The sequence below is a fragment of the Bacillus sp. CH30_1T genome (assembly GCF_008364765.1).
GTDB lineage: Bacteria > Bacillota > Bacilli > Bacillales > Bacillaceae_B > Rossellomorea.
The window spans coordinates 176,357-195,553 of record NZ_VTUY01000007.1 but is presented as its reverse complement, the minus strand read 5'-3'; the positions used below and the strand labels follow the sequence as shown (position 1 = coordinate 195,553).

Annotated in this window: 23 protein-coding genes and 1 pseudogene; 16 read left to right on the top strand and 8 right to left on the bottom strand. The window is 39.7% G+C overall.

Annotated features, from left to right (window positions below; translation table 11 throughout):
• Window positions 1-17: 17 nt before the first annotated feature.
• Window positions 18-167, bottom strand: coding sequence for a cytochrome c oxidase subunit 2A (locus F0342_RS16025; protein ID WP_149157012.1), 150 nt, complete (start codon window positions 165-167; stop codon window positions 18-20).
• Window positions 168-377: 210 nt separating this feature from the next.
• Between F0342_RS16025 and F0342_RS25490 the strand changes: the two genes are divergently transcribed.
• Together F0342_RS25490 and F0342_RS16020 are read left to right on the top strand one after the other, a co-directional pair.
• Entirely contained in the window at window positions 378-512 is a 135-nt protein-coding gene (locus F0342_RS25490; RefSeq protein ID WP_262371776.1) for a hypothetical protein, read from the top strand.
• 73 nt (window positions 513-585) lie between these two features.
• Entirely contained in the window at window positions 586-1,356 is a 771-nt protein-coding gene (locus tag F0342_RS16020) for an SDR family NAD(P)-dependent oxidoreductase (RefSeq protein WP_149157011.1), read from the top strand.
• Between the two features lie 56 nt (window positions 1,357-1,412).
• Here F0342_RS16020 and F0342_RS16015 read toward each other — a convergent pair whose 3' ends face one another.
• On the bottom strand, window positions 1,413-1,862 hold the full coding sequence (locus tag F0342_RS16015) for a chemotaxis protein CheX (RefSeq protein ID WP_149156883.1): 450 nt from the start codon (window positions 1,860-1,862) through the stop codon (window positions 1,413-1,415).
• A gap of 202 nt (window positions 1,863-2,064) precedes the next feature.
• Between F0342_RS16015 and F0342_RS16010 the strand changes: the two are divergent.
• Window positions 2,065-3,134 (top strand): annotated as a pseudogene (locus F0342_RS16010) (type III polyketide synthase).
• 32 nt (window positions 3,135-3,166) lie between these two features.
• Complete coding sequence (locus F0342_RS16005; RefSeq protein ID WP_262481770.1) at window positions 3,167-3,700, top strand: isoprenylcysteine carboxyl methyltransferase family protein; 534 nt, start codon at window positions 3,167-3,169, stop codon at window positions 3,698-3,700.
• Between the two features lie 138 nt (window positions 3,701-3,838).
• Here the strand turns inward: F0342_RS16005 and F0342_RS24975 are convergent, their stop codons facing one another.
• Window positions 3,839-4,075, bottom strand: coding sequence for a hypothetical protein (locus tag F0342_RS24975; RefSeq protein WP_188048581.1), 237 nt, complete (start codon window positions 4,073-4,075; stop codon window positions 3,839-3,841).
• Between the two features lie 71 nt (window positions 4,076-4,146).
• On the opposite strand from F0342_RS24975, the gene F0342_RS16000 reads away from it, so the two are divergent.
• The 3 genes from F0342_RS16000 to F0342_RS15985 all read left to right on the top strand — a co-directional run bounded on the left by F0342_RS16000 (window position 4,147) and on the right by F0342_RS15985 (window position 9,814).
• Window positions 4,147-7,764: a dynamin family protein gene (locus tag F0342_RS16000; RefSeq protein ID WP_149156881.1), complete on the top strand. Its 3,618-nt coding sequence runs from the start codon at window positions 4,147-4,149 to the stop codon at window positions 7,762-7,764.
• A gap of 199 nt (window positions 7,765-7,963) precedes the next feature.
• Window positions 7,964-8,794, top strand: coding sequence for a sulfurtransferase (locus tag F0342_RS15990; protein ID WP_149156879.1), 831 nt, complete (start codon window positions 7,964-7,966; stop codon window positions 8,792-8,794).
• Window positions 8,795-8,914: 120 nt separating this feature from the next.
• Window positions 8,915-9,814 carry a 5'-3' exonuclease gene (locus tag F0342_RS15985; protein ID WP_149156878.1) on the top strand — a complete coding sequence of 300 codons (900 nt, stop codon included), beginning with the start codon at window positions 8,915-8,917 and terminating at the stop codon, window positions 9,812-9,814.
• 59 nt (window positions 9,815-9,873) lie between these two features.
• Here F0342_RS15985 and sspL read toward each other — a convergent pair whose 3' ends face one another.
• Entirely contained in the window at window positions 9,874-10,011 is a 138-nt protein-coding gene (gene sspL / locus F0342_RS15980) for a small, acid-soluble spore protein L (RefSeq protein WP_149156877.1), read from the bottom strand.
• A 107-nt stretch (window positions 10,012-10,118) separates the two neighbouring features.
• On the opposite strand from sspL, the gene F0342_RS15975 reads away from it, so the two are divergent.
• The gene (locus tag F0342_RS15975) at window positions 10,119-10,607 is read left to right on the top strand and encodes a divergent PAP2 family protein (RefSeq protein WP_149156876.1); all 489 of its coding nucleotides are present in this window, start codon (window positions 10,119-10,121) and stop codon (window positions 10,605-10,607) included.
• A 34-nt stretch (window positions 10,608-10,641) separates the two neighbouring features.
• Window positions 10,642-10,908, top strand: a complete 267-nt coding sequence (locus F0342_RS15970; protein ID WP_149156875.1) for a DUF6123 family protein — start codon at window positions 10,642-10,644, stop codon at window positions 10,906-10,908.
• A 95-nt stretch (window positions 10,909-11,003) separates the two neighbouring features.
• On the opposite strand, the gene F0342_RS15965 is transcribed toward F0342_RS15970, so the two are convergent.
• The 3 genes from F0342_RS15965 to F0342_RS15955 all read right to left on the bottom strand — a co-directional run bounded on the left by F0342_RS15965 (window position 11,004) and on the right by F0342_RS15955 (window position 13,131).
• A complete protein-coding gene (locus F0342_RS15965) occupies window positions 11,004-11,915 on the bottom strand; it encodes a DMT family transporter (RefSeq protein WP_149156874.1) in 912 nt (303 codons plus the stop codon).
• 12 nt (window positions 11,916-11,927) lie between these two features.
• The gene (locus F0342_RS15960; protein ID WP_149156873.1) at window positions 11,928-12,314 is read right to left on the bottom strand and encodes a reverse transcriptase-like protein; all 387 of its coding nucleotides are present in this window, start codon (window positions 12,312-12,314) and stop codon (window positions 11,928-11,930) included.
• Window positions 12,315-12,453: 139 nt separating this feature from the next.
• Window positions 12,454-13,131, bottom strand: coding sequence for a queuosine precursor transporter (locus F0342_RS15955; protein WP_149156872.1), 678 nt, complete (start codon window positions 13,129-13,131; stop codon window positions 12,454-12,456).
• Window positions 13,132-13,232: 101 nt separating this feature from the next.
• Between F0342_RS15955 and F0342_RS15950 the strand changes: the two genes are divergently transcribed.
• Window positions 13,233-13,889 (top strand): reverse transcriptase-like protein, encoded by a 657-nt coding sequence (locus F0342_RS15950; protein ID WP_149156871.1) that lies wholly within the window; start codon window positions 13,233-13,235, stop codon window positions 13,887-13,889.
• Between the two features lie 72 nt (window positions 13,890-13,961).
• A complete protein-coding gene (locus F0342_RS15945) occupies window positions 13,962-14,138 on the top strand; it encodes a zinc-finger domain-containing protein (RefSeq protein WP_149156870.1) in 177 nt (58 codons plus the stop codon).
• A 72-nt stretch (window positions 14,139-14,210) separates the two neighbouring features.
• Here the strand turns inward: F0342_RS15945 and cspD are convergent, their stop codons facing one another.
• Window positions 14,211-14,411: a cold-shock protein CspD gene (gene cspD, locus F0342_RS15940; protein ID WP_034758543.1), complete on the bottom strand. Its 201-nt coding sequence runs from the start codon at window positions 14,409-14,411 to the stop codon at window positions 14,211-14,213.
• A 381-nt stretch (window positions 14,412-14,792) separates the two neighbouring features.
• Here cspD and F0342_RS15935 point away from each other — a divergent pair, with 381 nt between their 5' ends.
• From F0342_RS15935 to mntR, 5 genes are all read left to right on the top strand, one after another.
• Entirely contained in the window at window positions 14,793-15,728 is a 936-nt protein-coding gene (locus F0342_RS15935) for a metal ABC transporter solute-binding protein, Zn/Mn family (protein ID WP_149156869.1), read from the top strand.
• Window positions 15,729-15,746: 18 nt separating this feature from the next.
• Window positions 15,747-16,493 (top strand): metal ABC transporter ATP-binding protein, encoded by a 747-nt coding sequence (locus tag F0342_RS15930; RefSeq protein WP_149156868.1) that lies wholly within the window; start codon window positions 15,747-15,749, stop codon window positions 16,491-16,493.
• 15 nt (window positions 16,494-16,508) lie between these two features.
• The gene (locus tag F0342_RS15925) at window positions 16,509-17,807 is read left to right on the top strand and encodes a metal ABC transporter permease (protein ID WP_149156867.1); all 1,299 of its coding nucleotides are present in this window, start codon (window positions 16,509-16,511) and stop codon (window positions 17,805-17,807) included.
• Window positions 17,797-18,672: a metal ABC transporter permease gene (locus F0342_RS15920; RefSeq protein WP_149156866.1), complete on the top strand. Its 876-nt coding sequence runs from the start codon at window positions 17,797-17,799 to the stop codon at window positions 18,670-18,672. The genes F0342_RS15925 and F0342_RS15920 overlap by 11 nt, the downstream gene beginning before the upstream one ends.
• 79 nt (window positions 18,673-18,751) lie before the next feature.
• Window positions 18,752-19,168, top strand: coding sequence for a transcriptional regulator MntR (mntR, locus tag F0342_RS15915; RefSeq protein WP_149156865.1), 417 nt, complete (start codon window positions 18,752-18,754; stop codon window positions 19,166-19,168).
• The last annotated feature ends 29 nt before the right edge of the window (window positions 19,169-19,197 follow it).

Sequence of the window (19,197 nt, the reverse complement as noted above, 5' to 3'; positions counted from 1 at the left end):
AAATCACTCCCTCAAAATTAAAAACGATTTAAAAATTGGATGAATACCCCTAGCCATGTAAGCACTAAAAATCCGCCTAAAAACAGGACCGAAGTAAAAGTGCCTTTTAAAGAAGTAGACTCTTCGACCTTAACCTCTGTTTTTTGATGAAATTCCGGTTTCGGCATATATCTCATTCCTTCCATTCATTGGATGATTGATTTTGTTATCACCATCATAAAGGTGTAACCCCTATGAATCTGTGATAAATGTCACAGGTTACTTGAAATATTGTGAAATAAATGTGAAGTCAGGAAGGGGTAGGTCTTTCAAAGGGTTCACATCTGTCAAAAATGTGCATAGAGTGTATGAGTGAGCAATTTATGGGAGGCTATCCGATGGAAAAATATTATTGTAAACAGTGCTGCCAGATATATTCTGAGAAAACGGTTTGTCCTCAATGTCACATCGATGTCGAGGGGAAAATCAATATTCATGTTCAAAATGGACAAGGAAATAAGAAAAACGGTTAAAGTTTTATCGATAAAAGGGACTGTGTTAATATATAGAAGATTCAAATAATTGGTGAGGTGGTGTGGTGTGAAGATGTATCTACCTTCATTTTCATTAAACGATAAATTGGCAGTGGTCACCGGGGCAGGCCGTGGAATTGGACGAGCTCTCAGTATTGGCTTAGCAGAAGCAGGAGCGGATGTTGTCCTGCTATCTAGAACGCGGAATGATTTAGAAGGTGTGGCAAGTGAAATAGAAAAGCTGGGTAGAAAGGCGTATATCATCCCTACAGATATAACATCAAGGGAGGAAATTCGAAAAGCGATTGCTTTCATAGAAGATCAAAAACGTTCCATTGATATTTTGATTAATAACGCAGGAATGAATATCCGTTCTACTGCCCTTGAGGTTACGGATCAAGAGTGGCAAACCATCATGGATACAAATTTAAAATCTGCTTTTATGATGAGTCAGGAAACAGGTAAACATATGAAGGAAAAGAAACAGGGGAAAATCATTAACATAGCGTCTGTTGCTGGTCATGTTGCCTTACGTACGGGGGTTGTGTACGCTTCGACGAAAGCGGCCATGATTCAAATGACGAAGGTTTTAGCCATGGAATGGGGAAAATACAATATCAATGTGAATAGTATCGGGCCTTGGTATTTTAAAACACCATTAACGGCAGAATTATTGCAAAATGAAGAATATGTAAACGATATTTTGGCCGTAACACCTTTAAAAAGAATCGGTGAACTGGAAGAACTTGTGGGACCGGCTGTTTTCTTATCCTCGGATGCTTCGAATTATGTTACCGGTCAAACCATTTTTGTAGATGGCGGCATGACGATTCAAGGTTTCTAAACACTAAAAGGCTAACCAATATACTTGAGGGTAGCCTTTTATCTATTTCAGGGTAATTATTCAATCATTAGAATTACTAAGAAATGTCCCACTTTCTCAATGACTATGGGCAGCTTTAGGGCTTTTTCGAACCCGTACATTTTTGATTGACCAACAATGACGGTAGGGGGAGTGATGTCCAGGGTATGGCCGGCTTGAGCTAATAGAGTAGCAAGGTTGCCTGCAATCATATTTCCTAATTCACCTGCAAAAGATTCAAGCATTTCTCCTTCTAATGGCATACCGAACATTGAAGCCCCAAGGGATTGAAAGCACTCTTCTTCACCATCTATAATCATTCGGCCCCTTACATCCCCGGTAATTCCAATGAGTACACCGATTTTGTGCTGACTAAAGGGCTCAGTCAATAACGAGGGCTGTAAAACGTCAATGTATAAGGGGATCACCCCTTTAATGGCTTCAATTGAACTATTTAAAATATCTGTTACACTTCTCGTTAAAATCATGTCGTATCCTCCGCTATTTTGTCACTGTAATCATACCATAATACCCGGTACTAAAGGTGTGTAATTTAGTATTATTTTCATAATAATGAACCTTTTGGATGATTTTAATCGCTCCTTTGGTAAGAGAAGAGGAATCCAATACATGATTTGTGAGTGAATGGAAAAGCTATCCTTACATGGAAGTGTAAGGAGTGATTTGATTATGCCCAAAATTCTCTCAGTCGAAACCGAGATTCCCCCTGTGAAAATCACGCAAAAAGAAGCGGCGGAATTTGCGAAAAAGTTGTTTTCAAAAAATTTCAAAGATATCGGACGTCTTCTCTCCGTGTTCGAAAATGGTGAAATAGACAGCCGTTATTTCGTAAAAGATATCGACTGGTTCTCCGAGGAGCATACCTTTCAAGAAAAGAATGATGAATTCATTCATCATGCAGTTGAATTAGGCAGCAAAGTTGTTAAGAAGAGCTTATCCCGACATCAACTTACATTAGAAGATATTGATGCGATCATTACGATATCAACCTCAGGGATAGCGACACCTAGTCTCGAGCGAGAATTATAAATCATCTACCATTCTCACCTCATGTAAAACGAATACCAATTTGGGGATTGGGGTGTGCAGGTGGAGCGAGTGGATTGTCACGTGCTTATGAGTACTGTTTAGCATTTCCTATAGCGAATGTTCTCGTCCTTTCCATTGAACTTTGTTCTCTCACCTTTCAGCATGGAGATCGGTCAAAGAGCAATCTGATTGGTACCTCTTTATTTGCGGATGGGGTGGCTTGTGCCGTTATATGTGGTGATGATAGTCCAGTGCTTAAAGACATTTCGCATCCTCTGCCAACCATATTTGCCACTCAGTCGACACTGCTCCGGGATTCCCTTGATGTGATGGGGTGGGAAGTAAAGAATAATGGACTGTATGTGGTGTTTTCAAAGGATATACCAACCCTTGTAAGGAACTGGCTACGTCCAAATGTGGAGGGGTTCATCAACGTTAATGGTATTAAGCTTGAAGACATTAAACATTTTGTAGCTCATCCCGGCGGCAGGAAAGTAATTGAAGCCTACCAGGAAGCTTTAGGGATGGATGAAAGTATGACCTCTGAATCTATGAAGGTGTTGAAGGAATATGGGAATATGTCATCTGTAACCATCTTGTATGTGCTGAAGGAATATATGAATAAAGGCTGTGAGCGTGGAGATATAGGCTTGGGTACCGCTTTAGGACCAGGGTTTAGTTCAGAACTGCTTTTGATGAGGTGGGAATGATGCTCTATTTCATTCTGTTTTTTTTCGTACTGATGATTCAGAGACTTGTGGAGCTATTCATTGCCAAGTCAAATGAAAAGTGGATGAAGGAACTGGGAGCTAAAGAATATGGGCAGTCCCATTATAAAATGATGGTCGCCATCCATATAGCGTTTTTTGTTTCTTTACTAATAGAAGGAGGGATCTATCATAAAGGAGTTAATGCCTATTGGCCTCTCCTGTTGACTGGTTTTATCCTAACTCAGCTGGGAAGAATATGGGTGATTTCTTCCCTCGGGAAGTATTGGAATACGAAGATCATTGTGCTTCCGAACGCTGAAGTGGTCGCGAAAGGTCCTTATAAATTTTTGAAACATCCTAATTATTTTATCGTTACATTGGAATTCTTAGTTGTGCCATTGCTCTTTAATGCTTATTGGACACTTTTTATCTTTGCACTATTGAATCAATTCATTCTCTCTATCCGGATCCCATTGGAGGAAAATGCCCTCCGAATTGAAACCGATTACGAAAGGATTCACCTTCATACTAAAGGTTGGATTCCCCTATTCAAAAAAGAAAAATAAATTTCTTATTGAAAATGATTATCGTTTTTGATAAGATTCTAATTGAAGATGAAAATTATTCTCATTTATAAAATAACAAAAGGGTGGAGACAAATATGGTGTGGTTTCTGATCGTATTTACTGTAATAATGTATGGCTTCATGATGAAGTATGTTTTATCAAATGTGATGAAGGATTCAACACAAAAAAAGAAAATATCTTCATACCAGAAAAACTCAAAAACTTTTGTTCATTCAAACCTGATTGCAACCGAAACAACTCAATAGATACATAGCCTTCTTCTCCGGAAGAGGGCTTTTTTGTTTTTTCACTCAATAAAACATCTGCATATACTGATACCGTTATCATTATTTCCTTTGCTTGATATGATTTCATAGAGAAAATGAGACAAATACGATAAAATAAAACCGTTACCATTTTTCTGAAAACAGAAAGGAACTATTACAATGAGTCAGATAAAGCATAAAAGTACACAATTACATAATACATTGCAACAACTTACAGCCTACCACGATCGGTTCCTTCAATCCGGAGACGACGAGCGGGCTGCAAAGGTAGAAAGATTAGCGGAGAAATTACACAACCATGAATTGATTCTAGCCTTTTGCGGCCATTTCTCTGCAGGGAAGTCAACGATGATCAATCACTTAATGGGAGAAGAAATCCTCCCGTCTAGTCCAATCCCTACCAGTGCAAATTTAGTAAAAGTGCACCATTCACCAACGGATTTCGCGAAAATTCACTATCATCATTCCCAGAACCTATACTTTCAGGCACCGTATGAGTTTGCCACCATTAAGGACTTCTGCAAAAACGGTGAGGAAGTATACTCTGTTGAAATAGGTCGTAGCAAAAGTGAGATGCCTGAGGGTGTATCTATTTTAGATACACCGGGAGTAGACAGTACGGATGATGCCCACAGACTGTCAACGGAATCGGCCATCCATCTCGCCGACGCCGTCTTTTATGTGATGGATTATAACCATGTTCAATCTCAGGTGAACTTCGAGTTCACAAAGGAAATGATCCGACACGGAGTCAAGCTGTATCTTATTGTAAATCAGATTGATAAGCATCAGGAAGAAGAATTGTCATTCAGCGACTTTAAAGAAAGTGTAGAGAACTCCTTTGCATCTTGGGGTGTTGTACCCAATGGGATGTTTTTTACAAGTTTAAAAGCTCCACATCATCCTCATAATGATCTTGAAAAATTAGAATCATTGATTGAAGAGCAGGTGAAGAAGAAAAGTGAACTGATTGAAGCTTCTGCAGAATCGGCCATCTCCCAATTGAGGTCTGAGCATGAAAAGTGGTATGAGGAAGAGCTCGGGAAAATCGAGGAAAAAGGAAGAAACATCCTGACACCTGAAGAATGGAATGACAAAGACTCCCTTCTTCAGACTGAGAAAAGCTTGATTGAAACATTAGCCAGAGGGAACGTAAAAGCGATAAAAGAGCATTTTGAGGAAGAAAGAAGGGAAATCCTTAAAAATGCGTATTTAATGCCGTTTGAAACGAGAGAATTAGCGAAAGATTTTCTGGAAAGCACACAATCAGACTTTAAAGTAGGATTTTTATTTTCAAAACAAAAAACAGAAGACGAGAGAGCTGTCAGGATCCAGAAGTTTAAAGAAGATATAAATACACGGATCGAGTCTCAATTAGAATGGCATCTGAAGACATTGGGAAAAACCATGGTGAAAGAATACATTCCTTCATCAGACCAACGCTTGAAGTGGGATCAATTATCTCTTGAAGTGGATGAACATTTCCTCATCGATATGATCAAACCTGGTGCAGGAATAACGAGTGATTACGTTCTCCAATACTGTGATGATCTTTCTGAGGAGTTAAAGAGGAAAGCCAGGGCCTATACAAATGATTTGATTGAAGATACTTTGAATGAAATTGAATGCGCATCTTCAGAAGAGAATTCAGCTTTAGAGGAAGACCTTAAGGAACTCCAAAAGAAAACAGCATTCATCTATCAATGGAACACATTGCATGAAGAGAAGGTCGCTCAACTTGGAAAGTTAATGAGTGTTAAGGTCGATCAAAGACAAGCTGATCTTGTGATCAAACAATGGATAGAGAAATGGAAAGCAACAGCGGAAGATTATATTACTGCTCCTAACATGGAGACTGCTCAGAAAGAGAAAACAATTCGAACAAGGGAAGAGATTTCGCCAAAGCCACACCAAGACCAACAAGCTTCTATTGAAGAGGTTATCGAACGTTTAGAAACGATGACCAGCGTATTCAGGAGATACAAAGGTTTTGGAAAGACGGCTGATTTATTGGAAGGAAAGAAAGAGCGATTGTCCAATCAATCCTTTACCATCGCATTATTCGGTGCGTTTAGTGCGGGGAAATCATCATTTGCCAATGCACTATTAGGGAAGAAAATACTCCCGGTGAGTCCGAATCCGACAACGGCCTCCATCAATCGAATCAATCCCGTATCAGAAGTCGGTGAGCATGAGACAGCTCACGTCCAAATCAAGACGTACGACCAACTATTCCAAGACATTGTCCATTCCCTATCCTATTTCAATCGCAGTGTTTCAACACTGGATGAAGCCATTGAGGTTGTCCCTGCTTTAACGAGTGAAGGCAGCGGTAAGGAAAATGTACACCTCTCATTCCTGCAGGCTTTTTATAATGGATATTCTGCCTTTAAAGAAAGTCTTGGACTGAGAAAAAAGGCCAATCTTGAAGAGTATAGAGGTTTTGTAGCGGATGAATCTCAAGCTTGTTTTGTGGAATCGATCGATCTCTATTACGATTGTGATATTACAAGGCAGGGAATCACACTCGTCGATACACCAGGAGCAGATTCAATTAACGCACGTCATACGGGAGTAGCATTTGAATATATCAAAAATGCCGATGCGATACTATTTGTGACCTATTACAACCATGCATTTGCCAAGGCAGACCGTGAATTCCTCATTCAATTGGGCCGGGTGAAGGACACGTTTGAATTAGATAAAATGTTTTTTGTCGTCAATGCCATCGATCTTGCAAGCGACGAGGAAGAAAAAAATGAAGTGATCGACTATGTGGAGACGCAGCTGATTCAATATGGAATCCGTTTTCCAAGGATCTTTGGAGTATCTTCTCTACAGGCTCTTAGAGAATCAGATTCTGAAAAGTCAGGAATGGATTTATTTAAGAAGGAATTCAAAACATTTATACAGAATGAATTAGTGAGCATGAGTATTGAGTCCGCTCTCAGTGAATGGGATAGAGGCCTGCAACGATTTAAACAATATATTCATACGGCTTCAAGTGATAAAGCATATAAGGAAGTACGCAAACAGGAGCTGAATGATGCAAAGGTTGAGGTTCGCTCACTTATCGATACCAAATCCGTCCACCCACTTGAGGTCGAAATGCATCAAGAATCGAAGGAACTTGTTTATTATGTGAAGCAAAGGGTATTTTTCCGGGTATCCGATTTTTATAAGGAAGCCTTCCATTCAGGATTGTTTCTGCAATACTCCAACCAATCCCAAGCGATAAAGGAAGGATTGAAGGAATTTCTTGCAAGTGTCGGATTTGATCTGGCACAGGAAATGAGAGCCACTTCTCTTCGCATTCAGCAGTTCATTCAGAAAATACTGAGCGAGCAGTGGCTGGTGCTTGAAGAAGTGATTCAACAGGTGGAGAAAGAACTGGTATTATCTCCTCAGGACTACAAAAACGAAAGCACCATTGAATTTGAGAATGCATTTAAACAAACAGAGCTGCGAGTATTCGAAGAAGCCTTTTCTTCATTTAAGAATCCAAAGCATTTCTTTGAACAAGGCGGAAAAAAGATTGTTCAGGAAAAATTGGAAGCATTACTTCAAGTGCCTGCAGATCACTATTTAGAACAGGAGCAGGAACGGCTGGAAGATTGGGGAGTTTCGTATTTAAACAGAGAGTTTGACACGCTTAAAGAAGAAATGTTGATTCAAGTGATGGAGCAGATCAATTCAAATATAGATGCATTAGAGACTGTTCAGGATCTGAACAAGCTAAAGTATGATTTGGGGCAACTTGGACAGATTCAAGCTTAAAGAAAAGAAGGAGGAGGGTCATGGCGAATCCTTATCATTGCTGTGCTACATGTATTCACATTCAGGGAGTCAAGGCTAATCAGAAGACCTCCTATTTCTGTTCCCGACTGGGCTATGAAACCAAAACCACTTATCAATTTTCTTGCTGGGAACCTAAGGAGGAAGTACTGACATTAATGAAGAAGAGGGGGATAATATCATGAAGACAATTATCGATACGGATTGGCTAAGAGGGCATATTCATGATGAGAATCTAAGAATCATTGATTGTCGCTTTTCTCTGGGAAACCCGGCAGAAGGGCGGGAGCGGTACAAAGAGAGTCATATTCCAGGAGCCGTATTTTTCGATTTGGAAAAGGATTTATCAGGATATGTGAAAAAGCATGGGGGGCGCCATCCCCTTCCAAACATGAAGAACTTTTTGCGCAAGGTTGAGGATGTCGGTATTGATAATGATACAACGGTTGTCATTTATGATGAAAAGGAAGGTGCCTTCGCTGGCCGATGCTGGTGGTTGTTCCATTACATCGGACATGAGAAGGTATATATCTTAAATGGTGGATTTGCAGCTTGGAAAAAGGCTGGATGGAAAACAGAATCGACCGTACCTGTGTACCCTTCAAAAAGCTATCGTCCAAGCTTTAATGAGTCGATTGTGGCTTCTCTGGATGAGGTGAGGAGTATTGCAGATGGGGATAGAGACACTCCTTTAATCGATTCCCGCAGCAGAGAACGATACTTAGGACAAGAAGAACCGATAGACCGCATACCGGGTCATATTCCAGGAGCCACCAATTTTCCATGGACCGAGGGAGTGAATGATGGATATTTTATTCAAGGAGAACAGCAGAATGATCGATTCGCTCATCTAAATAAAGATGAGTCAGTGATTGTTTATTGCGGTTCCGGTGTAACAGCGACTCCTAATTTCCTTGCTCTTAAGGAAGCAGGATTCAATCATGTGAAACTTTATGTTGGAAGCTACAGTGATTGGGTGTCCTATGAGAATCACAAGGTAGAGAAGGAATAAAGGCGAATAGCTAATTGGAAAAGGTTCATCACTTTTCCAATTAGCTATTTATTCGTATATGTTATACTTTATAAAGTGAACGAAAATGAGAATGAGAATGAGCGATGAGGAGTGTACGAATTGAATAATAAAAATGAGCATTTATTACTTATAGATGGTATGGCACTATTATTTCGATCTTTTTTTGCAACAGCCGTAACGGGTCAATTCATGATGAACTCAAAAGGACTTCCCACTAATGGAGTTCAGGGGTTTATGAAGCATTTACTAATGGCGGCGGATCATGTAAAGCCGACGCATATCATAGTATGCTGGGATATGGGGAGTCAGACATTCCGAAATGAAGTATTCAATGACTATAAATCGAATCGAAATGCCCCACCTGTTGAACTGATTCCTCAATTTGATCTTGCAAAAGAGGTGGCATCAGGCTTCAATCTTTCGAATGTGGGTGTAGTTGGTTACGAAGCAGATGATTGTATTGGGACTCTTGCCAAAATTCATCAAACCGATCGCAAAGTATCCGTTCTGAGCGGTGACCAGGATCTCCTGCAGCTTTTGGACGATAATATTGACATTATGCTCCTAAAAAAAGGTTTTGGTAACTATCAAACCTATACGAAAGAGATTTTTGTGGAAGAGAGAGGAATTACTCCTCAGCAGTTTATTGATGTGAAAGCATTAATGGGTGATACAAGTGATGGGTATCCCGGGGTAAAAGGGATCGGAGAGAAAACGGCATTAAAGCTGATTCAACAATATAAGGATATCTCAGGCATTCTCGATAACCTGCACGAGTTAACCCCATCTCAACGGAAAAAGATAGAAGCCGACCTGGACATGCTTCATGTTTCAAGAAAGTTAGCCGAGATTCACTGCGGTGTGCCACTATCGGTTTCGGTAGAGGAAGCTCGTTGGAATAACGTAGCTCATGAAACGCTTTCCTTTGTGGATGAATTAGAGTTGAAGGTGCTTAGAAGATATTTAGTAGGTTCTAATGTGATGGTTGCCACAAGCTAGTCGACTATAGGAGTGTCAGGGATCCTTTTGGCCCCTGACACTTTTTAATGTGGAAATGCTTACTTTGTATTCGCTTTCTTAGCGGCATTTTCCAATTGGCTCTTCGGTTCCATGGAAAATTCTGCATCCCGGGATATTCCTTGTGGATTTACGCTTTTGGCATTTTTACCTTTGTTTTTGTTATTTCCTTTTGTCATACCGAAACCCCTCCTTTTCTGTAATCATTATTATTTTGGCTATGTTCATAATAAATATCCTATGTGCATTGAATTTTAGGACAAACTAAAGACAGGGAGGTGTAAGGGTGAATAAAGGGATTGTAACGGCACTTATTAGTATAGCTCTCGCACAGGGTCTGAAGATACCACTGCATTTTTTAAAAAAGAAGGAATGGAAACCTGAGCTGTTTTTCCAAACAGGGGGAATGCCAAGTTCTCATAGTGCAGGGGTTGCTTCGTTAACAACATTTATTGCTTTAAAGAGGGGGGTCAGAACGATTGACTTTGCTCTTTCATTTATCTTTGGTCTAATCGTCATGTACGATGCACAAGGAATTCGGAGACAAACAGGCGAACTGACCCTTAAAGTGAATAGTCTAGATGAGCTCGTTCGCAAAGCTCATGATAAAGAAGCGGTAGAATTCGAAGAGAAAAAGCCAAAACGACTGAAAGAAATGCTAGGACATCAACCTCAGGAAGTAGTCGGAGGAGCATTGCTCGGTTCATTTATGGGCTGCATGGCCTTCCTGTTTTCGAAAAAGGATAGGCAAAATAAAAAATTTTCTGTAAGATAAGAGAAGACAAAGTGGCGATAAGGTGAGGAGAAACGTGAAAAAGACAACAGAAGAATTTCTCATAGATCTTGAAAACAAAGGATTCAAATTTCAAGAAGACGCAATTGGCTTCATCTATTTTGGCAAAAAATACACAGATGCCCCGGATGAACTGGTCAATAGCGCCATTGAAATCACATTAAAAGCTCAAAAACAATTCGATAGCAGTTTTTACATGTCCATATTAGAAAGACTTCATTCCCAGCAAATTGCATCCAGAAATGAAGCACTAAGGTGGATGGAGAAACAGGGCTTTGCATAAGGCACGGGACCACCAAAAAGGGTTGTTTCCTTTTTGGTGGTCTTTCCTATTGTTCACGCATAAAAAATAGGAGAGCCACCAATCGGCCTCCTATTTTATTTTACTTCAACAGAATGATTTCTGTTCATTTTTTTCAAAATCCATGCAAGAATAGGTACTTCAGATAAGAGCATCCCAATAACGATTAATCCGCTTCCTGCAATGGCCATAGATCCCAATCGTTCTCCAATCCACAAATAGGAACAGATGGCTGCAAATACAGGTTCCAACGTAAAAATGATGGCCACCCTTGATGGAGTTGTGTATCTTTGAGCGTAGGTCTGTGTGATGAATGCCAATAAGGTAGCCAATAGAGAAGTGATCAGTAATGCGGTCATTACTTCCTTATTACCCAGTCCTCCATTCATCAGCACAGCATGTGGATTTTCAAAAATAAGTGCACACCCCATTGAAAGGATTCCAACTGTACATAACTGCACCGATGTTAATAGGAGCAGGGATGTATTTTTTGTGAAAACGTCAGTGTAAATAATATGTAGAGCAAACCCAAAGGCACAAATGAATACGAGGGCATCTCCTATATTGAAGGCCTGAGAATGACCTGACATAAGGAGGTATAGTCCTATTGCAGCTAGGCTGGACCCCATTATGGCTCCTTTTGAAGGAGAGCGTTTAAAGAAAACAAATGAAAATAAAGGGACCATCACCACGCTTAATCCTGTAACAAACCCTGCTTTTGACGGAGTTGTAAATAACAGGCCGAGTGTTTGAAAGGCATACCCGATAAATAAAAATATCCCTAAAAAAATGCCGTGCAAAACGGATCTCTTAACAATCGGAGTGCTTTTGATAAACAGGACCACGACTAAAGGGATAGCGGCCATTAGAAAACGGCTCCCATTAAACATGAAGGGGGGAAGGAATTCAATGGCCGATTGTACAACCACGAAGGTAGCTCCCCATATGAAAGCAACACCGACCAAGGCAATATCAGCAATCTTAGCCAAACGAATCCTCCTTTAGTTCAGATGAATAGCTTTTCGGGCAAGCTCATCTGCAGCTTTATTTTCCTTACTGGGTATCCACTTTACGAAGAAAAGGTCTATTTGCTTCGTCATTTCCAATATATCATCGAGCAACTGTTTATATTGAATATTCCTTACAAACTCTTTCTCAATCGCATGAACAACCGCTTGAGAATCACTCTTCAACCACACGGTATCAGCTTGTTTTTCTAAGCAGATCTCCAGAGCTTTCCTGCATGCAATGAATTCAGCTTCATGATTATCCATGATCCCTAAAGGAATGGCGTGTTTTTCCACTTTTCCGTTGTTTTTAATAAAAATACCGGCACCACTTGGCCCGGGGTTACCAGCACTTGCTCCATCAATATTCACTTCGGTCATATGTGTTCACCTCAAAGTACATCTTTAGAATAATATTATAGTAGCAGACAAAATAGAAGGTAGGGAGAACGAATCCTTAATCCACCCCTCCAATAGAAGAGCCTGGGGTAAACCAGTTCCCCAGGCTCCAACCCAACTATCACACATCTTTAGGGAATCGTTTTGCCACATAACCAAATGGGGTATCAATAATGGATATGACCCATTTGAGGAGATAGGTAGTAATGAATATTTCAAACCAGACATCCATCGGATATTCTCCCAGGAAAGCAATGCTTGTGAATACAAGAGTATCCAAAAGCTGACTCACCATCGTACTTCCGTTATTACGAATCCAAAACTGTGAATCTGAAGGGAATTTCCTCTTTAAATACGTGAAGATATACACGTCTGTTAATTGACTCACGAGGTAAGCGACTAAGCTTCCAAGAGCAATTCTTGGAATGATCCCAAAGATTGTTGCCAGAGATTCTTGGGCGAAATCTTCAGGATGTGGTTGAAATACTAACACGAGCTGCATAATAATAGTCATAACGATTAAAGTGAAGAACCCAAGCCACACCGCTTTCTGGGCTTCTTTTTTTCCATATTTTTCGTTAAGGATGTCCGTTACTAAAAAAGCTGTTCCGTACATGGCATTCCCTAAAGTAGCCGTCAACCCGAAAATTTCAATCGTTTTAACGACCTGCAAGTTAGCAAGTATCGTGGATAACCCTATCCATACAAACAGTCCAGTTCGTCCAAACATTCGATACATAATCAGAAGTAAAGAGAATGTAATGAGAACGAAGACTAATCCAAACCATATATTAAACATACAAAGACCCCCTATTGAACATGTAAATGAAACAATAGTCCTCATTATACAAATAAAAGTAAAAATGAACAATCGTATGAAGAAAAAAGGAGCGAATGATTATGGAAATGAAACTAAAATTTAAATATGCAAGCAAAACAGCGTCGAGTATATGGTTTGAATCCAACTACTTCCCAAGAAAAGAAACAATGATTCATATCGATGATCTGATGAAAACCGGAAGAGTCCATGATCTTGAAATCATAGATGAAATGGGGAATTCGTGGTCAAGAAAGGAATTTATCAAACTGAATCAGGAATTAGACAAGGAACCAGAAAACATCGTTGTATATTTCGACGGAGGGTTTGATAAGGAATCGCTCATTGCCGGTGCAGGGATTGTCATCTATTACGATAAAGGTGGAGAATCATTTAGAATCAGAAAAAATGAACTTCTCGAGGAAATTGAAAATAATAATGAAGCAGAATACGCAGCTTTACATATTGCCCTTGGATTGCTTGATGAAATCGGCGTGAAAAATGTGCCTTGTACGATTAATGGAGATTCCCAGGTTGTAATAAAACAGTTGGAAGGGGAATGGCCATGTTATGAAGAGGGCTTGAGTCGGTGGCTCGATCGTATTGAAGCCCTCATCAAAAAGCTTCGATTGAAAATCAATTGGGCCGTGCTGAACAGAAAAGATAATAAAGAAGCGGATAAGCTGGCCAATCAAGCCTTACAGGGGACAAAAGTCCACAGCAACAAACGAATAGAATAATTTCGTTCCCTATTATATACTCTATAAATAACAATACAGCGTAAGTCCTTGAACAAGCTTAGGAGTGATCACATGAATCGAAAAGAAGTGGTGGATAAAGTGGATGAGCTCATAGACACCTACTGTAACGCCTGCTTACTTAAAGCGCACTTTCGCAAAGAGTATGGTAAAACCTATGCTCACCGCTTTTGTATAGAAAAATGCACCATAGGAGAACAAATTCGAAATTACGGACAAAAATTGAATTGAAAAATAAAGGGCAGCACTTCTTTGGAGAACCTAAGAAGTGCTGCCCTTTGGTATACTATATTGTTCGAACGATTATAATTTAACTACGTTTGCAGCTTGAGGTCCACGATTTCCTTCAACAACGTCGAAAGAAACTTCTTGACCTTCTTCTAATGATTTGAACCCTTCACCTTGAATCGCTGAGAAGTGAACGAATACATCGTCTCCACCTTCAACTTCAATGAATCCAAATCCTTTTTCATTGTTGAACCATTTTACTTTACCATTTTGCATTTTCGAATCCTCCTAAATCGTTCAAGCACGTTTGTGCCTCTGAAAAATATTTTTCACGAAATGATTGACTCTCATACGTTGGAAATAAGCATAAAAATCGTACACTTCAATGATGTCTTTACTATACAATATGACGTTTTTCGAGTCAACATTCCCTCCTTTTTTGCGGAAATGTTTAAACAATTTGGTTAATATGTATTGACAATTATTGAGTAAGGAAATAAAATTTGCACTAAGGAAACTTTTATTGCACTAAGGAAACTTTTGTAGTCTTATAAAAAAGAAATTACTTGTGTAAAAAAAAGTGAACATATATAAGTTTCATGAATAAGGTAGATGTAGTAGATATCAAAAACATATGGGTTGGAGAGGAGATCAAACATGAAAATAAGATTAATGGCTCTTGTAGGGATGATTATTATTTTAGCGGCAGGACTTATCCTGTCAGGCTGTGGAGCAACTACCACTGGAACTAAAAATGATAAAATAGTCGTTACGACAACAATAGGGCAAATAGGGGATGCGGTTAAAAATATTGGAGGAGAGCATGTAGAGGTTCAAAGTTTAATGGGACCTGGTGTGGATCCTCATCTTTACAAAGCTAAACAGTCGGATATTAGTAAACTCCAGGAAGCAGATATTATTTTCTATAGCGGTCTCCATTTAGAAGGGAAAATGCTTGAGATCTTCGAAAAAATGAACAAGGAAAAACCGACTTATGCAATCGCCGATAGTATACCTAAAGATAAGTTGCGTAAAGATCAGGCAGATAATACGGCAACAGACCCACATGTGTGGTTCGATATTGATTTATGGAAAATTGCATTGGAGCAAGTGAAGGACGGATTGATTGAGAAAGATCCTGAAAACAAAGAAGACTACATTCGAAATACTGAAAAGTACTTTGCGGAATTAGATGAACTAAAAGCATATGCTACGGAAGAAATGTCAAAGATTCCAGAAGAACAAAGAGTTCTTGTAACAGCTCACGATGCATTTAATTACTTCGGAGCAAAATACGATCTTCAAGTTATGGGATTACAAGGTCTGAGTACAGATGCTGAATATGGATTAGCAGACGTGCAGTCTCTTGTAAATACATTGGTAGACAGAAACATCAAAGCTGTGTTTGTTGAATCAAGTATCTCTGAAAAATCAATTAACGCTGTTATAGCAGGGGCACAAGATAAAGGCCATGAAGTCGAAAAAGGCGGGGAATTATTTTCAGATGCTATGGGGAAAGAAGGAACAGAAGAAGGAACGTACATCGGTATGTATAAGCATAACGTTGATACGATTGTAGAGGGATTAAAGTAAGTCTTAGGAGGCGATACCATGAATTCAGTGGATATTAAGGGGTTAACCGTTGCGTATCATAGAAAACCGGTTTTGATGGACGTAGAGTTTTCTGTTCCAAAGGGTAAGTTAATCGGAATTGTCGGCCCTAATGGTGCAGGGAAATCTACATTAATTAAAGCCATTCTCGGGTTGATTCCCCGCTCGTCCGGTGATATCAAAATCTTTGAAAAAGCCTATTCCCCTAAAAGCAAATTAGTTGGGTACGTCCCTCAGCGTGGATCTGTAGATTGGGATTTCCCCACAAATGCATTGGATGTCGTATTAATGGGGAGATATGGTCATTTAGGATGGTTTAAGAGACCATCAAAAAAAGATGTTCAATTTGCAATGGAGTGTCTCGATAAAGTAGGAATGACTCAATTTGCATCAAGACAAATAAGTCAGCTATCAGGAGGACAGCAGCAAAGGGTTTTCCTTGCCAGGGCACTGGCTCAGGAAGCGGAAGTCTATTTCATGGATGAACCATTTGTTGGTGTGGACGCAGCAACGGAAAAAGCGATCATTTCCTTATTGAATGAATTAAAGGAACAAGGCAAGACCGTTTTGGTTGTTCATCATGATTTGCAAACTGTTACAGAGTATTTTGATTGGACGCTGTTACTGAATAGAAAAACGATAGCCTATGGTCCAACGAAAGATGTGTTTAGCGTAGAGAATTTACAACTAACCTATGGAGGGAAACTATCTTTCCTGGAAAAGGATCAAATGTTAATTCATCCATAGAAAGAGGTGAATATGATGAATCATTTATGGCAATCGATTTTAACGGACGGAAATACACAATGGGTATTACTGAGTACCTTATTACTGGGAATTGCGAGCGGAGTTTTAGGCAGCTTTGCTTTACTAAGGAAACAAAGCTTAATTGGGGATGCGGTCGCCCATGCAGCATTGCCGGGAATCTGTTTTGCATTTATGTTCATTGGGGAGAAAAATTTCTTTGTACTATTGATTGGTGCTGCCGCCACGGGTCTACTTGCTGCTTACACGATACAAATCATTACCAACACAACGAGAATCAAGGAAGACACGGCTATTTGCTTAGTATTGTCTGTATTCTTTGGATTAGGCATCGTCCTTTTAACAAAAGTTGCTCAAATGCCTACTGGTAACCAAAGCGGCTTGGATGATTTCATCTTTGGGCAAGCAGCTTCCCTGGTGGGGAGAGATGTTCAACTCATGGGCTTAACCGCAGCGGCTTTAATTGTTATTACGTCACTATTATTCAAAGAATTTAAGGTGAGTACCTTTGATCCTCAATTTGCGAGGGGAATCGGACTTCCTGTAGGATTTTTGAATTTTCTCTTTGTTTCCTTATTAGTTATTACGGTTGTCATCGGTATTCAAGCAGTAGGTGTCATCCTGATGGCGGCTATGCTGATCACTCCTGCCATATCAGCAAGATACTGGACGGATTCATTGCGGACAATGGTCTTTATTTCTGGAATTGTGGGAGGCTTATCAGGGGCAGTCGGAACGCTGATCAGTACCCTTGGTAAAGGGTTATCGACCGGCCCCTTCATTGTATTGACGGCTACAGTTATATTTATCATTTCCTTGCTGTTCTCTCCAAAGCGCGGATTAATCTCGGTTATATTGAAAAGATTGAAAAATGATAATCGACTGGCTATGCGCTTTATACTGAAAAAGATGTATGAATCAGGTAAACAAACGATACGTGTAGATCATTTATTTCAAAAAAGCAATATTACTAAATTAAAATTTAACCGGGTATTGAAGCATCTAATGAAAAAAGGTTACCTGCATCAAGAGGATGGAATATTGACGATTACAAAATCAGGGCTAATGAAAGCGGAGCAATTCAGCTTTGTTGATGAAATCATGGAACTGAAAGAAATGTACCCAAGTGAGTTGGGGTCACTTGATATTCAGTGGATTGAAAAGGAAGAAAAAGAGGCGTTATCAAATGAACAGCTCACAAAGCTGAAAATGAAAATGTCCGATATTTATATGCAATACCCTTTCTTAAACGTAAAAATGTCAAGCAGAAGAGGGGGGCAAGGATATGAGTTATGAATTATGGATTCTTCTGACTGGTAGTTTAGTCGGTTTATCATGTGGCATCGTAGGATGTTTCTTAATCCTGAGAAAGATGTCGATGTTAGCAGATGCAATCAGCCATACCGTGCTCCTCGGATTGGTTATGGCATTCATTGTCAGCCAAAGTATGAATGGATTTTATATGTTGATCGGTGCAGCAGTGGCTGGATTGTTAACGACCTTTATGGTTCAGTTATTGAATTCCAGCGGGATACAGGAAGATGCTGCAATAGGTGTAGTGTTCACTTCCCTGTTTGCTGTAGGAGTCATCCTCATTTCATTATTTGCTAAGAATGTTCATTTGGATGTAGAGCATGCCTTAATGGGTGAAATTGCATTCGTCCCTTGGAATACCTTGTCGTTGCCGATACTTGGGGACATTCCTAAATCAGTTGTGATGCTGGGATCTGTATTGATATTGGACGTTCTCATCATTTTCCTTCTGTTCAAAGAGTTTAAATTAACTTCTTTTGATCCAAGTATGGCAGCGGCGATCGGTATCCCGGTACTTGCGGTTCATTATATTTTAATGGGTCTGGTATCCGTTACGACTGTATCGGCATTTGATAGCGTAGGTGCGATTCTCGTGGTAGCGATGCTCATTGCCCCTGGTGCTACAGCCTATTTACTTACTGACCGATATAAAGTGATGCTTCTTTTAAGCGGGGTCATTGGAGTCTTTGATAGCATCATCGGATATTACGGGGCAAAGATGTTCGATGTGTCCATTTCCGGTGCAATGGCAGTGGCCGCCGGACTTGTTTTCTTCATCGTATGGATGTTATCACCGAAATACGGGTTGGTATCCAGGATCCTGAATCAACGGTTGACAGAGGAGTAATTTAAAGTGCTTGGGTTGTATTCATTCTGTAGTTATAGTAAACTTTTAATGATATTTATGGAAATTTGGAGGGTACAGAATGCCTACACCAAGTATGGAAGATTATATAGAACAGATTTATATGTTAATTGAGAACAAAGGTTATGCCAGAGTATCAGATATAGCAGAAGCTTTATCTGTTCACCCCTCCTCAGTTACCAAAATGGTGCAGAAGTTAGATAAGGACGATTATCTCATTTACGAGAAATATCGCGGGCTGGTTCTGACTCCAAAAGGAAACAAAGTAGGGAAGCGTTTAGTATATAGACATGAACTTTTAGAACAATTCCTTCGTGTAATTGGAGTGAAAGAAGAGCATATTTATGAAGACGTGGAAGGAATCGAACACCACCTAAGCTGGGATTCCATTGATCGTATTGGAGATCTCGTCCAATTCTTCGATGAAGAGAAGGAACGGGTAGAAGAACTTCGAACCATTCAAAATCGTAGTGAATAATAATCATGACAACTGGAACAAAGAAAAAA

Coding starts and splice junctions, on each gene's coding strand:
- mntR (WP_149156865.1), top strand. CDS start 18,752: ATGCCTACACCAAGTATGGAAGATTATATAGAACAGATTTATATGTTA.
- F0342_RS16005 (WP_262481770.1), top strand. CDS start 3,167: ATGATTCAGAGACTTGTGGAGCTATTCATTGCCAAGTCAAATGAAAAG.
- F0342_RS16025 (WP_149157012.1), bottom strand. CDS start 167: ATGCCGAAACCGGAATTTCATCAAAAAACAGAGGTTAAGGTCGAAGAG.
- F0342_RS15955 (WP_149156872.1), bottom strand. CDS start 13,131: ATGTTTAATATATGGTTTGGATTAGTCTTCGTTCTCATTACATTCTCT.
- sspL (WP_149156877.1), bottom strand. CDS start 10,011: ATGACAAAAGGAAATAACAAAAACAAAGGTAAAAATGCCAAAAGCGTA.
- F0342_RS24975 (WP_188048581.1), bottom strand. CDS start 4,075: ATGAAATCATATCAAGCAAAGGAAATAATGATAACGGTATCAGTATAT.
- F0342_RS15935 (WP_149156869.1), top strand. CDS start 14,793: ATGAAAATAAGATTAATGGCTCTTGTAGGGATGATTATTATTTTAGCG.
- F0342_RS25490 (WP_262371776.1), top strand. CDS start 378: ATGGAAAAATATTATTGTAAACAGTGCTGCCAGATATATTCTGAGAAA.
- F0342_RS16015 (WP_149156883.1), bottom strand. CDS start 1,862: ATGATTTTAACGAGAAGTGTAACAGATATTTTAAATAGTTCAATTGAA.
- F0342_RS15990 (WP_149156879.1), top strand. CDS start 7,964: ATGAAGACAATTATCGATACGGATTGGCTAAGAGGGCATATTCATGAT.
- F0342_RS15930 (WP_149156868.1), top strand. CDS start 15,747: ATGAATTCAGTGGATATTAAGGGGTTAACCGTTGCGTATCATAGAAAA.
- cspD (WP_034758543.1), bottom strand. CDS start 14,411: ATGCAAAATGGTAAAGTAAAATGGTTCAACAATGAAAAAGGATTTGGA.
- F0342_RS16020 (WP_149157011.1), top strand. CDS start 586: ATGTATCTACCTTCATTTTCATTAAACGATAAATTGGCAGTGGTCACC.
- F0342_RS15920 (WP_149156866.1), top strand. CDS start 17,797: ATGAGTTATGAATTATGGATTCTTCTGACTGGTAGTTTAGTCGGTTTA.
- F0342_RS16000 (WP_149156881.1), top strand. CDS start 4,147: ATGAGTCAGATAAAGCATAAAAGTACACAATTACATAATACATTGCAA.
- F0342_RS15960 (WP_149156873.1), bottom strand. CDS start 12,314: ATGACCGAAGTGAATATTGATGGAGCAAGTGCTGGTAACCCCGGGCCA.
- F0342_RS15945 (WP_149156870.1), top strand. CDS start 13,962: ATGAATCGAAAAGAAGTGGTGGATAAAGTGGATGAGCTCATAGACACC.
- F0342_RS15950 (WP_149156871.1), top strand. CDS start 13,233: ATGGAAATGAAACTAAAATTTAAATATGCAAGCAAAACAGCGTCGAGT.
- F0342_RS15925 (WP_149156867.1), top strand. CDS start 16,509: ATGAATCATTTATGGCAATCGATTTTAACGGACGGAAATACACAATGG.